The organism is Xanthomonas sp. BRIP62418 (assembly GCF_003993495.1).
Lineage (GTDB): Bacteria > Pseudomonadota > Gammaproteobacteria > Xanthomonadales > Xanthomonadaceae > Xanthomonas > Xanthomonas euroxanthea.
This window is the reverse complement of the sequence record NZ_QEZG01000033.1, coordinates 199,433-213,395: the sequence shown is the minus strand read 5'-3', so window position 1 is coordinate 213,395 and position 13,963 is coordinate 199,433. Positions and strand designations below refer to the sequence as shown.

Genomic DNA, 13,963 nt, shown 5'->3' with positions numbered 1-13,963 from the left:
CAGTGCATCCCGCGCAAGCGCTGCGCCGCGCTTGCATGCAGATGTCATCTGCGCGTCGTAATCTGCGACCTCATCCATCTGTGTTGTCCGAGGGTTGGTCCATGTCCCATCGCATTGCCCGCGCTTGTTCCCGGACGCTGACCGGCGCCGCCATCGCCGTGTTGGCCTGGGGATGCGGCATCGCCAGCGCGCGGGATAACGTCGCCGCGACGGGCTCGGTGATCGCCACCGATGCACATGGCTACCTGGAAAAGACACACGTGCCCGACAGCCTGCGCCTGGTGCCGCCGCCGCCGCAGGACGGCAGCGCCGCGCTCGCCAACGATCAGGCCATCGCCACGTACATGCTCGCCCTGCGCGGCACACCGCGCTGGGACCTGGCCACACGGGACGCAGCGCTGGGGTTTCCCGCAGCCGCCACCCACTTCAGCTGCGCGCTCGGCATCCAGATCGACCAGGCCCACACCCCGCACCTGCTGCGCCTGCTGGAGCGCAGCATGCGCGATGCCAGCACCAGCACCAGCGCAGCGAAGGCGCGCTACCAACGCCCCCGCCCGTTCATGCGCAACGACCAACCGATGTGCACGCCCGGCGACGACGCGGCACTGCGCAAGAACGGCTCCTATCCCTCCGGCCACACTGCCATCGGCTGGAGCTGGGGCCTGATCCTGGCCGAGCTGGCCCCCGCACAACGCGATGCCCTGCTCGCCCGCGGCCGCGCCTTCGGCGACAGCCGCCTGGTCTGCAACGTGCACTGGCAGAGCGATGTCCTGCAGGGCCGCATCATGGGCGCCGCCACCGTCGCCGCGTTGCACGACAATGCCGAGTTCCAGAAGGATCTCACCGCCGCACGTCGCGAGATCGCCAAGGCACGTGCGAAGCAGCCGGTCGCGCTGGCGGAATCGCCAGCCTGCGCGGCAGAGAACGCTGCACTGCAGACCGTCCTGCCTGGGGTGATGTAGCAAGTCAGGCTCCTGCAACCTGCTACAAACAACGTGCGCCAGCGATCTGTCGCCTGTACATCATTCGTTTTTCTCCGAGTCCCTGGCCACGTCTCTCCTGGCTGGATACTGAGTGGCCGCAAACGCATCGGGTAACTCGGCCACGCGCCGATTGAGACCATCTGGTCTGGATCACTCTATGCGTCCGCCCGCCGCCGGTTGCTTGCATACGCTCTGCATGACCGATGCAGGCCCTTAGCCGCCAGCCCTGACAGCCGGCGTAGCGCTTGCCTGTTCACGGCGACCGCCATCTCACTCCCTGCCCGCACCGCGAAGACCCCGTCGCGGCAAAGCTGCGCCTGCTGATCGAGCCGCCCTCCCTATCGGGATGGTCAGACGCGTGCTCATCGCCCTCACCAGGCGCGAATCGCAACCGGTTGTGTTCGATCAGATAAGCATCCCTACACGAAACAGCTGACCAGGTCCTGGTCCGATAGCCCTGTTTCATAAAAAAGTTCCCGGAAAATGACATATCTGTAAATCCTGGGTTAATCTTCAGACTCCCTTCAGGAAAGTGATGCGCCGGGCTGGTCGGCGTTCCCTCGAAGTGGCTCCCCACCTCAACTGCGCCGCAGTGCAGTTGGGTCCCACGGTTTGCAGGCGTTGTGAAGGTACTTCATCAGGAGAAAGAGGAATGACACGTCCAGGGGTTCGTAGGTCTTTGTCCAAGAACATCACACGCAGTGCCTTGAGCATTGCGCTGAGCATGTGCGTTGCCGGCGGTGTCCAGGCCCAGAGCGCGGTCGGCTCCATTTTCGGTAGTGGGCAGCCTGGCAGCACCATCGCCATCCAGAGCCCGCAAACGGGCGTGAGCCGCTCGGCCACCGCCGCTGCAGATGGCAGATTCAGCTTCAGCCAACTTCCTCCGGGCAAATACATCATTACCTCCAACGGGCTGACCCGAGAGGTCGAGGTCAAGGTGGGCAGCGGCGCGCAGGTCTCGCTGGGTAGCAATGCCACTACGCTGGATCGGGTGGAAGTGGTCGGCGCGCAGGCGTTCAACCCCATCGACGTCTCTTCGGTGGAATCGACCACGGTATTCACTGCCGACCAGATGGTCTCGCTGCCGGTGGCCAGCGATGTGTCTTCGGTCGCGCTACTCGCGCCTGGCGCGGTCCGGGGCGACAGCGGGCTCGGTGCGGGCAATCTTGCCTCGTTCGGCGGATCGTCGGTGGCCGAGAACGGCTACTACATCAATGGCTTCGACGTCACGAACATGCGCACGTTCCTGTCGTTCGCCAATCTGCCGTTCCAGAGCATTGGTCAGCTGCAGATCAAGACCGGCGGGTATGGTGCAGAATACGGCCGCTCGCTGGGCGGCATCGTCAGCATCGTCACCAAGGCCGGCTCCAACGAATGGCACTACGGCGGCAGCGTGGAGTGGGCACCGGACTGGGGCGCGGCGGCAGGTAAAAACGTCCGCGAACGCGACCCCGATGCGTCAGACCCGCTGTACCAATACCGCAGCGACGATCAGTTCGACAGCACCATTTACTCTGCGTATGCCAGCGGCCCGATCGTCAAGGACCACTTGTTCTTCTTTGCAATGGTGGAAGGCCGCCAGGAAACTGAAGACAACTTTTACGCGCTGACCAGCCGGCGCGTCAGTGACACGACCCCCCAGGGCTTGGTCAAGCTCGATTGGTATATCAACGACAGCAACCTGGTCGAATTCACCGGCATCTACAACCAGGCCAAGACCAAGTACCGCACCTACGAATACGCCACCGACGCCAATGGCGACAACCGCTACAACGTCGGCCGGCACGAAGTGCCGATCGAGCAGTACGAGATGGAGAATGGCGGCAAGATCGGCATCCTCAAATACACCGGTTACTTCACCGATAACTTCACGCTGTCGGCGCAGTACGGCTACCTGAGCAATCTGATCGACTCCCGCCTGCCGGCCGATCCGGCTGGGAGCGAATGCCCTTGGGCCTACAGCTTCGGCCTGACCACTAGCGTGGTCGACCGATACATTGGCTGCAACCCGGGCACGATCTCCATGATCGCCGACCGCGATGCGGAGCCGGACGAGGACATCCGCAAAGCGTTCCGGGTCGATGGCGAATGGGTGTTGGGCGATCACCGGTTGCGCTTCGGCGTGGATCAGGAAAAGTACGAATCCAGCCACCGTGGCCAGACCTACGCCGGTGGCATCAACTGGGCGTATTACACGGTGCCCGGCAATTCGGTAGCCACCGGCGCGTTTGCAGGCCTGCCTGGCCGCACGGTCAACGGCCAACTGGTGCCGCGCAATGCGCTGTACGCGCGTTCGCGCGTGTTCCAGAGCAGCAGCTCCACGTACGAAAACACCAATAGCGCGTTTTATCTGGAAGACAACTGGCAGGTCACCGAAAACTTCCTCGCCGTGCTCGGCTTGCGCGGCGAGAAGTTCGAAAACAAGAACGGCGACGGCATTGCCTGGATCGAATCCGATTATAAAATGGCGCCGCGCCTGGGCTTCTCCTGGGACGTGCTGGGTGATTCCAGCTTGAAGCTGTTCGGTACCGCAGGCCGCTACTACATCCCGGTGGCGACAAACTCCAGTATCCGCGCAACCGGCGCCGAGTCGACCGTGTCCAACTGGTACTTCGTCAATGGCTGGAGCGAAGCCGACGGCACGCCGGTTGGCCAAGGTGCGCAGATTGGCCAGACCCAGACCAACGGCTCGCTCACTGCGCCGAATCCAGCCTCTGTCGCGTCCACCAACCTGTCGCCGATGTACCAGGACGAGGTCATTCTCGGTGGCCAACTGCAGTTGACGGAAAACTGGATGGCGGGTGTGCGTATGATCCGCCGCGAAGTGAAGTCCGGGATGGACGACACCTGCACCACCAATCCCTGGATCGACTGGGCGGCGGACAACGGCTACCCCGATTTCGATCCGGGCTCTGTGCCTAGCTGCTACTTCTTGAATCCGGGCAGCGATGTGACCATCAACGTCGATCTCAATGGCGATGGCGAACTGGAACTGGCAACCTTGCCGGCCTCGTATCTTGGCCTGCCTGAATATCGCCGCCTGCATACCGCTCTGGAATTCTTTTGGGAGCGCACCGGCGAGAAGTTCAACTTCCAGGGCTCCTATACGTTTGCCAGGACACGCGGCAACGTCGAGGGCTACGTCAATTCCACGCTGGAACAGGAGGATGCCGGCCTCACCCAGGACTTCGACCACCGTCTGTTCACCGATGGCACCTATGGGCCGACCCCGAACGATCGTCAGCACACGCTCAAGCTCTTCGGTGCTTATACGATCACCCCGGAATGGCAGCTTGGCGGAAATTTGGTCCTGCAGTCTGGGCGCCCGATCAATTGCCAGGGCTATATCCCGCTGGACGACATCCCGCAGCCTGACCAGGGCAACCTCAGCGGTTACAGCGGCTCGAGCTTTTATTGCTTGAACGCTGAAGGCACGCGCGTGCTGCGGCAGCGTGGCGACGAGGGGCGGACACCCTGGACCTGGACGTTCGATCTGGCAGCGGCGTACATCCCCAACTGGGCCGACAACAAGCTGCGTATCAAGCTCGATGTCTTCAACCTGTTCAACAATGACCGCGTCACCGAGTACAACGAGTTCAGTGAAGCATCTCGCGACGTAATCAGCCCGAACTATCTGAACGACGTCAATTATCAGACGCCGCGCTCGTTCCGTTTGACCGCACGGTACGATTTCTGATTGTTCGCTGGTTCAACGATGGCATTACGAAATCCGGCCTCGAAAGGGGCCGGTTTTTTTTGGCATCAACCGATGTAGCGAAGTCGCGGCACGTTGCGCCGTACTGCCTCACTTGCCGATACAAAAACTCGAAAAGATCTTGCCCAGCAACTCGTCGGCGCTCAGCTTGCCGGTGATCTCGCCGAGGGCTTCCTGGGCCAGACGCAGTTCTTCGGCGGCCAGTTCGAGTTGTTCGAAACCCAGCTCCAGATCCGCCCCATCTGCGTGCTGTTCGGCACGACGCAGTGCGTCGACATGCCGCGTGCGTGCGGAGAATTCACCTTCCACGCTTTCCATTCCATCGCCCAGCGCGAGTTCGCGCAACCGGGCGTGCAACTGCTCCAGTCCATGCCCGGTCACTGCCGATACTGCGATCGCGTCGCGATCGAGCGCTGCGGGTTCGACCAGCAGATCGCATTTGTTGTGGATCCACAGCTGACGCGGCACCGCATCGATGGCATCGCCGATCGCATCGCGTGCGGCCTGCGGGTCGCGTGCATCCAGCACCACCAGCGCCAGATCGGCGCGCTGCAGTTCGACACGTGCGCGACGCATGCCCTCGCGCTCGATCGCATCGCCACCCTCGCGCAAGCCGGCGGTGTCGACCAAGGTCAGGTCGAAGCCATCGAGCTGGATGGCTTCCTGCAAGGTGTCGCGGGTGGTGCCGGCGACATCGGTGACGATGGCGCGCTCGCTGCCGGCCAGTGCATTGAGCAAGGAACTCTTGCCGGCGTTGGGCGGGCCGATCAGCACCGCATGCAGGCCGTCGCGCAGCTTGCGCCCGCGCTCGGCATCGCGCAGCAACTGCGCAAGCAGGCTGCGAGCCTGGGTCAATCCATCGCGCACCTGCGCCCCGCCCAGCGTGTCCAGCGGCTCGTCGGCAAAGTCGATCGCCGCTTCCACGTGGATGCGCAGCCGGGTGAGGCCGTCGCTGACCGCATCGACACGTTGCGAAAACACACCGTCCAGCGATCTGCGCGCAGCACGTGCCGCGCGCAGATCGCCAGCGGCGATCAGATCGGCGATCGCCTCGGCCTGCGCCAGATCGAGCTTGCCGTTGAGAAAGGCGCGTTCGCTGAACTCGCCCGCGCGTGCCTGGCGCGCGCCCAGGGCAATGCAGCGGCTCACCAGCTGCCGCAGCAGCACCGGGCTGCCATGGCCCTGCAACTCCACCACCGCTTCGCCGGTGAAGCTGTGCGGCGCCGGAAACCACAAGGCGATGCCATCGTCGATCACCTCGCCCCGCGCATCGCGAAAGCGTGCGTATCTCGCCTGCCGTGGTTGCAGATTCGGGACACCCAACTCGGCGGCGATCTGCGCGGCCTGCGGCCCGGACAGACGCACGATGCCGATGCCCCCGGTTCCGGCGGCGCTGGCGATGGCAACAATGGTCGATGGCGAAGAAGACATAGGCAGATGGTAAGGCGTGTGGTCAAAGACGTGGCTTGCATGCGCCTGCGCGCGCGGCGGCGGTATGGCTGCATTTCACGGATGTGCCGCAAGCCTTGCGCACGATGGATCGATCTTCAAGACACCGATCCAGTGTTGCCTGCACGCTGCTCGCGATAGCCGGCCACGCCAACATGCTGGCGCAACGAGGTGCATCGCATGCGATGCAACAGCGATGACATCACGACAGCATCCGTGGCATAGCTAAAAAAACGACATCCGGGCGCACATACAGAAAGCCCGCCTTGCGGCGGGCTCTGTGCAACTGCTTACTTGGCGTTGGCCTGGATGATCTTGCTCGGCTTCTCGCCGTGCTGGCGGATCATCCACCACTGGATCAGCAGACCCAGGCCGCCGTTGACCACCCAGTACAGCACTAGGCCGGCCGGCATGAAGGCCATCATGACGCCGAACACCAGCGGCATGAACTGCATCATCTTGGCCTGCATCGGGTCCATGCCCGGGGTCGGGGTGAGCTTCTGCGTGGCCCACATGATGGCGATGTTGAGCAGCGGCAGGATGAAGTACGGATCGCGCGCGGTCAGGTCCTGGATCCAGCCCAGCCACGGCGCCTGACGCAGTTCCACCGATTCCACCAGCACCCAGTACAGCGCGAAGAAGATCGGCATCTGGATCAGCAGCGGCAGGCAGCCGCCCATCGGGTTGATCTTTTCCTTCTTGAACAACTCCATCGTCGCCTGCTGGTACTTGACGCGATCATCGCCGTAGCGCTCCTTCAGCTGCGCCAGGCGCGGCTGGAAGCGGCGCATCTTGGCGCCGGACTTGTACTGCGCCGCCGACAACGGATACAGCGCCAGGCGCAGCAACACCACCAGGCCGATAATGGCCCAGCCCCAGTTGTGCAGGAAGCTGTGCAGATGGCTCAGCACCCAGAACAGGCCCTGGCCGATGATGGCCATGATCGAGAAGCGGCTGTAGTCGACCACACGGTCCAGCCCCTTCACGTCTTCCTTGGCGATCAGGCTGACCAGTTTCGGGCCGACCCACAGGCGTGCCTCGGTGGTGGCGGTCTGACCCGGCGCGACAGTGAAGGCCGGGCCGCGCAGTTCGGCCACGTCACGCGGGCCGTCCTGGTTCAGCACATACAGCGAGGCCTGGTCCTTCTGCGGAATCCACGCGGTGAAGAAGTGGTGCTGCAGCAGCGCCACCCAGCCGCCGGTGATCTGGCGATTGAGGCCGCCGTCGTCCATGTAGTCCTTGAACGCGCGACGCTCGTAGCCTTCCTGCGGGCTGTACCAGGTCGCCCCGTTGAAGCTGAAGGAATCCGGGTTGGTCATGCCGCGGCTGAGGATGGTCGGCACCCGGCTCAGCTTGCGGAACACGTACCCGTTCCACGGCGCGCCACTGTTGTTGATCACCTCGTCCTTGATCGAGATCGCGTAGCGCCCGCGTTCCAGGGTGAAGGTGCGGCGGATCGACACGCCGTTGGGGCCATTCCACACGAACGGCACCACCAGGGTGTTCTGGCCCTTGGCCAGTGCAAACGCGGTGCCCGGCTGTTCGGCGCGGAAGCCGCCCACGCCAGGAACCGGCGAATGCTCGCTGGCCCAGCCGCTGGTGGCGTTGTAGGGGTGCGCGGCATCTTCGGTCAGCAGGCTGACCGGCGCGGTGCCGTCCTTGGTCTGCGGAAACTGCAGCAATTCGGCATCGAGCACGCTGCGGCCGTCCAGTTTCAGGCGCAGCACGTCCGAGGTCAGGGTGATCACCGGCGCAGCACCGGCAGCGGCCGGCGTCGCGGCGGTGGTGCTGGTCGCCGGCACAGCGCCCGGCGCGCCCGCCTGCGGGATGGCCTGTGCCGCCGGCACATTGGCCGCGGTTGCAGCTGCGTCCAGGTCACGCGCGGCCGGCACCGACTGGGTCGCCGCGGCCACCGGCGCATTGGCAGCCGCCTTGTCCTTGCCCCACTCCATCCACAGCAACGCCGCGACCATCAGCCAGGCAAAAATCAGGAAAACACGGGTCTGGTTCATCGGGCAGCAACTCGCTCAGTCGGAACTGGGTTCCGGCTCTGTCGGGGAAAGGGAGGATGGGTGCATCGTCCTGGCGGGCGGCATTGTGCCGGGCGCGGCAGGCAGGGGCAATGCGCCCGCACGGCGCAGCAGACGCACGAAGGCATCGCGAATCTGTGGATTGGTCGCTTTTGCGGCCGCCGAGCGCGCCACAATCACGTAGTCGCCGCCGGCAAGCTCGGGTAGCAGATGGCGCATGGCATCGCGCAGGACGCGTTTGATCCGGTTACGGCCCACCGCACGCGTATCGACCTTGCGCGACACTGCCATGCCCAGGCGCGGCGGCGTATCGCCGGTCCGCCAGTGCAGGCTGAGCAACGGGTCCGAGGTACGACGTGCCGTATCGAAAACGACCGTATATTGCGCACGCGTACGAACCCGCGCAGAGCGAGGAAATCGCCTGCACGGGTTCGATGCGTTCACGTTAGGGACTGCCTCGGCCGCAGGGAGCGGCGCGGCAATCAAGCGCTCAGGCGCTTGCGGCCCTTGGCGCGGCGGCGAGCCAGGATCTTGCGGCCGTCGGCGGTTGCCATACGTGCGCGGAAACCATGGTCGCGTGCTCGCTTGAGGTTGCTGGGTTGGAAAGTACGCTTGGTGGCCATGGGGCCCTCTGCATGAATGGAGACGAATAGAACCGGCAATTCTATAGGGCCACCCGCGTCCGGGTCAACTCCCCGCACGCTTTACCGGAGGTGACGGCGGTGGCGCCCTGTGGATGGACCTGTGAATAAGTCTGGGAAAACCCTGCCCTCGGTGCTAGTCTGGCCCATCCTCTTTTCACTACCGGGCTGCGAGCACGGCGCTTTTCTGCGCGCCGCAGCCAGCAACAGATGATCATACTTTGATGGATGCTTGGCCCCGCTGTCTGGAACGTCTCGAAGCCGAATTCCCGCCCGAAGACGTCCATACCTGGTTGAAACCCCTGCAAGCCGAAGACCGCGGCGACAGCATCGTGCTGTATGCGCCCAACGCCTTCATCGTCGACCAGGTCCGCGAACGTTACCTGCCGCGCATCCGCGAACTGGTGGCGTATTTCGTCGGCAATGGCGAAGTGGCGCTGGCGGTCGGCTCGCGCCCACGCGCGCCGGAGCCACAGCCGGCACCGATGGCTGCGCCCAGCGCCCCGGTTGCCGCGCCGATCGTGCCGTTTGCCGGCAATCTGGATTCACATTACACCTTCGCCAACTTCGTCGAAGGCCGCAGCAACCAGCTCGGGCTGGCCGCCGCGATCCAGGCCGCGCAAAAGCCCGGCGACCGCGCGCACAACCCGCTGCTGCTGTACGGCAGCACCGGCCTGGGCAAGACCCACCTGATGTTCGCCGCCGGCAATGCGCTGCGCCAGGCCAACCCGGCCGCCAAGGTGATGTATCTGCGCTCGGAACAGTTCTTCAGCGCGATGATCCGGGCGCTGCAGGACAAGGCGATGGACCAGTTCAAGCGCCAGTTCCAGCAGATCGATGCGCTGCTGATCGACGACATCCAGTTCTTCGCCGGCAAGGACCGTACGCAGGAGGAGTTCTTCCACACCTTCAACGCGCTGTTCGATGGTCGCCAGCAGATCATCCTGACCTGCGACCGCTACCCGCGCGAGGTCGAAGGCCTGGAACCGCGGCTGAAGTCGCGCCTGGCCTGGGGCCTGTCGGTGGCGATCGACCCACCGGATTTCGAGACCCGTGCGGCGATCGTGCTGGCCAAGGCGCGCGAGCGCGGTGCCGAGATTCCGGACGACGTGGCGTTTTTGATCGCCAAGAAGATGCGCTCCAACGTGCGCGATCTGGAAGGCGCGCTCAACACCCTGGTGGCACGCGCCAACTTCACCGGCCGCTCGATCACGGTGGAATTTGCCCAGGAGACGCTGCGCGACCTGTTGCGTGCCCAGCAGCAGGCGATCGGCATCCCCAACATCCAGAAGACCGTGGCGGACTACTACGGCCTGCAGATGAAGGATCTGCTCTCCAAGCGACGCACCCGCTCGCTGGCGCGTCCGCGCCAGGTGGCGATGGCGCTGGCCAAGGAACTGACCGAACACAGCCTGCCGGAGATCGGCGACGCCTTCGCCGGCCGCGACCACACCACCGTGCTGCATGCCTGCCGGCAGGTCCGCACGCTGATGGAGGCCGACGGCAAGCTGCGCGAGGACTGGGAAAAGCTGATTCGCAAGCTCAGCGAGTAGGCCGGGGACGGCCCTGACGGTCCGCGTGGAGAAAAGCGTGGAAACGTTGGGGTCAAATGCGGGAGAATCTGTGGATAACGTTGCCTCGCAGGTCGGGCGGAAAACTATCCACAGGTTTTACCGCTAGGCCAGGGGCACTAGTCCAACGACTTTCAGGCGTGAAAATTTCTTTGGAAACAAAGAGTTACGGTGGTTATCCGCTGAAAACGGCCCTACCATCACCACCAAGCTTTTGATTTATTCCATATCTTTTAAAGCATAGGGGCACGGAACCACATGCGTTTTACACTGCAGCGCGAAGCCTTCCTCAAACCATTGGCCCAGGTGGTCAATGTGGTCGAACGCCGTCAAACCTTGCCGGTTCTGGCTAATCTGCTGGTGCAGGTCAAGGACGGACAGGTGTCGTTGACCGGCACGGACCTGGAAGTGGAAATGATCTCGCGCACGATGGTGGAAGACGCGCAGGACGGCGAAACCACGATTCCGGCCCGCAAGTTGTTCGACATCCTGCGCGCCCTGCCCGACGGCAGCCGCGTCACCATTTCGCAGACCGGCGACAAGGTCACGGTGCAGGCCGGGCGTAGCCGCTTCACTCTGGCCACGCTGCCTGCCAACGATTTCCCGTCGGTGGATGAAGTCGAAGCGACCGAGCGCGTGGCAGTGCCGGAAGCGGCGTTGAAGGAGCTGATCGAGCGCACCGCGTTCGCCATGGCCCAGCAGGACGTGCGCTACTACCTCAACGGCTTGCTGTTCGACCTGCGCGAGGGCCTGCTACGTTGCGTTGCGACCGACGGCCACCGCCTGGCGCTGTGCGAGACCGAACTGGAAAAGTCCGGCGGCGCCAAGCGCCAGATCATCGTGCCGCGCAAGGGCGTGACGGAACTGCTGCGCCTGCTGGAAGCGGCAGATCGCGACGTGGAACTGGAAGTGGGTCGCAGCCATATCCGCGTCAAGCGTGGCGATGTGACCTTCACCTCCAAGCTGATCGATGGCCGCTTCCCGGACTACGAGGCAGTGATTCCCATCGGCGCCGACCGCGAGGTCAAGGTCGATCGCGAAGCGCTGCGTGCGTCGCTGCAGCGTGCGGCGATCCTGTCCAACGAGAAGTACCGTGGGGTGCGCGTGGAAGTCTCGCCGGGCCAGCTGAAGATCAGCGCACATAACCCCGAGCAGGAAGAAGCACAGGAAGAAATCGAGGCCGACACCAAGGTCGATGACCTGGCCATCGGCTTCAACGTGAACTACTTGCTGGATGCGCTGTCGGCATTGCGCGATGAGCACGTGGTCATCCAGTTGCGGGATGCGAATTCGTCGGCACTGGTGCGTGAAGCCAGCAGCGAGAAGTCGCGCCATGTGGTGATGCCGCTACGTCTTTGACGTTGCGTTCCACGTGGAACACGAGGAGCCCGGCAACTGCCGGGCTTTTTTGTTTGTGCAGCGAGAGGGCGACTCTCTTGCTGCGTCAAGCTTTCGAGGCGCTGGCAATCACGGGCTGCGCAGGAGCGGCATTGCCGGCCTCGCTGCTCGGCGCGTTGCCTTGAAGCACCTGCTATGGCTTGCCGAGTGGTCGCACGACGTCGCCGGAGCCGATCGCCAGGCAGTTGGCCAGGCGAGGCTCGATGGACACGCCGCTTTCCGGCGATCAGGGATCGGGTGGCACGCGCGTCAGCTCGCTTCCTTGACGCCAACCGCTGGAGCACCCCAGGCATTCGCAGGCCACGATCGTGCAGCTGTTCTGCCGCTGTCATCGACGTGGACGTTGGGACGATCGCGTGCAGTGCTGCACCACATCCTTGCGACAGGCAACAAGCTGTCTCGTTACCGCATTGCTGTGAACGCTGGGGCCTGGGTTGGACCACCCGCCGGTTCTAGAGCAGGCTAGTCCCCAGGCATGCTGTCGGTGGGATCTCCCAGAGTTGACCTGACCCAGGTCGTCGCCCTTCGAGGATCGGCGATACCGCGAGTCGCACCCGACAGTGAGATTGACCTTTTAGTCTGTGGCGCTTCTTCGATACCCCAATCGACATCACGCGAAGCTCGGTTGGCCTGAACGACTTCACCTGAGTCCAAGATTTGCTGCTCCGTACTCAATTGCTCGGCAGCGCCCGGTTGACGTGTTTCCTTGGCCTGTTTTTGACTTATGCACATCGAGCTTTGCTTTTAAATCTATAAATAATTTAAGAGCTTTGTGGTGATGGTAGGGCTAGATTTCGCCAGAAACTAACCTATCTCTTTGTTTTAAAAGAATTTTATTGCCTCGAAACCCTGTGTCTAGACCCCTATGGAAGGGTCAGCAACCTGTGGATAAGCATGCGGCGCTCCTTAGGCCACCTTTTTATCCACAGCTTGTCCCCTGCTTGTCCGTGGGTCGCTTCACGAGTCCACGCGCAGGATCCGCATCGATCACGTATCCTCCGCTCCGACCGGGATGCCGGATCACAGCGCAGAGCACACCGATCCATGCACGTAGTGCGGTTGTCCATCCATCGACTTCGTCGTTTCGCGACCGTCGACCTCCACCCCGCCCGTTCTTTGAACCTGCTGACCGGCGATAACGGTGCAGGCAAGACCAGCGTGCTGGAAGCGCTTCACCTGATGGCCTACGGCCGCAGCTTTCGTGGCCGCGTGCGCGACGGACTGATCCAGCAAGGCGCCAGCGATCTGGAGGTCTTCGTTGAGTGGCACGAGGGCACGGCCGAGACGGGCGAACGCACGCGTCGGGCAGGTCTGCGCCATAGCGGGCAGGAATGGACCGGCCGGTTGGACGGAGAGGATGTCGCACAGCTCGGCGCCCTGTGTGCCGCGCTGGCTGTGGTGACCTTCGAGCCCGGGAGCCATGTGTTGATCAGTGGTGCCGGTGAGCCGCGGCGGCGGTTCCTGGATTGGGGTTTGTTCCACGTGGAACCTGACTTCCTGGCGCTATGGCGGCGCTATGCGCGGGCGCTCAAGCAGCGCAATGCCTTGCTCAAGCAGGGCGCACAGCCGCGGATGCTCGATGCCTGGGATCACGAACTTGCCGAATCCGGCGAAGCGCTGACATCGCGTCGCCTTCGCTACCTGGAGCGGCTGCAGGAACGGTTGATCCCGGTCGCCGCTGCCATCGCCCCGTCGCTGGGATTGTCCGCGCTGACATTCGTGCCGGGCTGGAAACGTCATGAGGTCTCGCTTGCCGATGCGCTGCTCCTGGCACGCGAGCGTGACCGTCAGAACGGCTACACCTCGCAGGGGCCGCACCGCGCCGATTGGGCACCCGCCTTCGACGCGCTTCCGGGCAAGAATGTGCTCTCGCGTGGCCAGGCAAAGCTCACCGCCCTCGCCTGCCTGCTGGCGCAGGCCGAAGACTTCGCCCATGAGCGTGGCGAATGGCCGGTGATTGCATTGGACGACCTGGGTTCGGAGCTGGATCGCCACCACCAGGCGCGGGTGCTGCACCGCTTGGCCTCCGCACCGGCCCAGGTGTTGATCACCGCCACCGAAGTGCCGCCCGGCCTGCTCGACTCCGGAAAGCTGCTGCACCAGTTCCACGTGGAACATGGCAATGTCGCCGTATTGAGGCCCGTGGCCTAGCCATCCGCGGCGCAGGTGGGCCGAC

The 13,963-nt window shown here is 63.6% G+C and carries 9 protein-coding genes; 5 read left to right on the top strand and 4 right to left on the bottom strand.

Annotated features, from left to right (window positions below; all coding sequences use genetic code 11):
• Window positions 1–101 precede the first annotated feature (101 nt).
• Together EO174_RS08530 and EO174_RS08525 are read left to right on the top strand one after the other, a co-directional pair.
• Window positions 102–962, top strand: coding sequence for a phosphatase PAP2 family protein (locus EO174_RS08530; RefSeq protein ID WP_126943752.1), 861 nt, complete (start codon window positions 102–104; stop codon window positions 960–962).
• A 673-nt stretch (window positions 963–1,635) separates the two neighbouring features.
• Window positions 1,636–4,680: a TonB-dependent receptor plug domain-containing protein gene (locus tag EO174_RS08525; RefSeq protein WP_126943863.1), complete on the top strand. Its 3,045-nt coding sequence runs from the start codon at window positions 1,636–1,638 to the stop codon at window positions 4,678–4,680.
• Between the two features lie 108 nt (window positions 4,681–4,788).
• Here the strand turns inward: EO174_RS08525 and mnmE are convergent, their stop codons facing one another.
• The 4 genes from mnmE to rpmH all read right to left on the bottom strand — a co-directional run bounded on the left by mnmE (window position 4,789) and on the right by rpmH (window position 8,800).
• The gene (gene mnmE, locus EO174_RS08520) at window positions 4,789–6,129 is read right to left on the bottom strand and encodes a tRNA uridine-5-carboxymethylaminomethyl(34) synthesis GTPase MnmE (protein ID WP_126943749.1); all 1,341 of its coding nucleotides are present in this window, start codon (window positions 6,127–6,129) and stop codon (window positions 4,789–4,791) included.
• 308 nt (window positions 6,130–6,437) lie between these two features.
• Window positions 6,438–8,159: a membrane protein insertase YidC gene (gene yidC, locus EO174_RS08515; protein WP_104650388.1), complete on the bottom strand. Its 1,722-nt coding sequence runs from the start codon at window positions 8,157–8,159 to the stop codon at window positions 6,438–6,440.
• Between the two features lie 15 nt (window positions 8,160–8,174).
• Complete coding sequence (gene rnpA / locus EO174_RS08510) at window positions 8,175–8,621, bottom strand: ribonuclease P protein component (RefSeq protein ID WP_104650389.1); 447 nt, start codon at window positions 8,619–8,621, stop codon at window positions 8,175–8,177.
• A 38-nt stretch (window positions 8,622–8,659) separates the two neighbouring features.
• Complete coding sequence (gene rpmH / locus EO174_RS08505) at window positions 8,660–8,800, bottom strand: 50S ribosomal protein L34 (RefSeq protein ID WP_002805908.1); 141 nt, start codon at window positions 8,798–8,800, stop codon at window positions 8,660–8,662.
• Between the two features lie 242 nt (window positions 8,801–9,042).
• Here rpmH and dnaA point away from each other — a divergent pair, with 242 nt between their 5' ends.
• From dnaA to recF, 3 genes are all read left to right on the top strand, one after another.
• Window positions 9,043–10,371, top strand: a complete 1,329-nt coding sequence (gene dnaA / locus EO174_RS08495; protein ID WP_126943746.1) for a chromosomal replication initiator protein DnaA — start codon at window positions 9,043–9,045, stop codon at window positions 10,369–10,371.
• A 276-nt stretch (window positions 10,372–10,647) separates the two neighbouring features.
• On the top strand, window positions 10,648–11,748 hold the full coding sequence (gene dnaN, locus EO174_RS08490; RefSeq protein ID WP_104650390.1) for a DNA polymerase III subunit beta: 1,101 nt from the start codon (window positions 10,648–10,650) through the stop codon (window positions 11,746–11,748).
• A gap of 1,083 nt (window positions 11,749–12,831) precedes the next feature.
• A complete protein-coding gene (gene recF / locus EO174_RS08485; protein WP_126943860.1) occupies window positions 12,832–13,938 on the top strand; it encodes a DNA replication/repair protein RecF in 1,107 nt (368 codons plus the stop codon).
• Window positions 13,939–13,963 lie beyond the last annotated feature (25 nt).

Bases quoted from the DNA above. Each gene is read 5' to 3' on its own strand.
- mnmE (WP_126943749.1), bottom strand. From the start codon at position 6,129: ATGTCTTCTTCGCCATCGACCATTGTTGCCATCGCCAGCGCCGCCGGA.
- EO174_RS08525 (WP_126943863.1), top strand. From the start codon at position 1,636: ATGACACGTCCAGGGGTTCGTAGGTCTTTGTCCAAGAACATCACACGC.
- dnaN (WP_104650390.1), top strand. From the start codon at position 10,648: ATGCGTTTTACACTGCAGCGCGAAGCCTTCCTCAAACCATTGGCCCAG.
- dnaA (WP_126943746.1), top strand. From the start codon at position 9,043: ATGGATGCTTGGCCCCGCTGTCTGGAACGTCTCGAAGCCGAATTCCCG.
- yidC (WP_104650388.1), bottom strand. From the start codon at position 8,159: ATGAACCAGACCCGTGTTTTCCTGATTTTTGCCTGGCTGATGGTCGCG.
- EO174_RS08530 (WP_126943752.1), top strand. From the start codon at position 102: ATGTCCCATCGCATTGCCCGCGCTTGTTCCCGGACGCTGACCGGCGCC.
- rpmH (WP_002805908.1), bottom strand. From the start codon at position 8,800: ATGGCCACCAAGCGTACTTTCCAACCCAGCAACCTCAAGCGAGCACGC.
- recF (WP_126943860.1), top strand. From the start codon at position 12,832: ATGCACGTAGTGCGGTTGTCCATCCATCGACTTCGTCGTTTCGCGACC.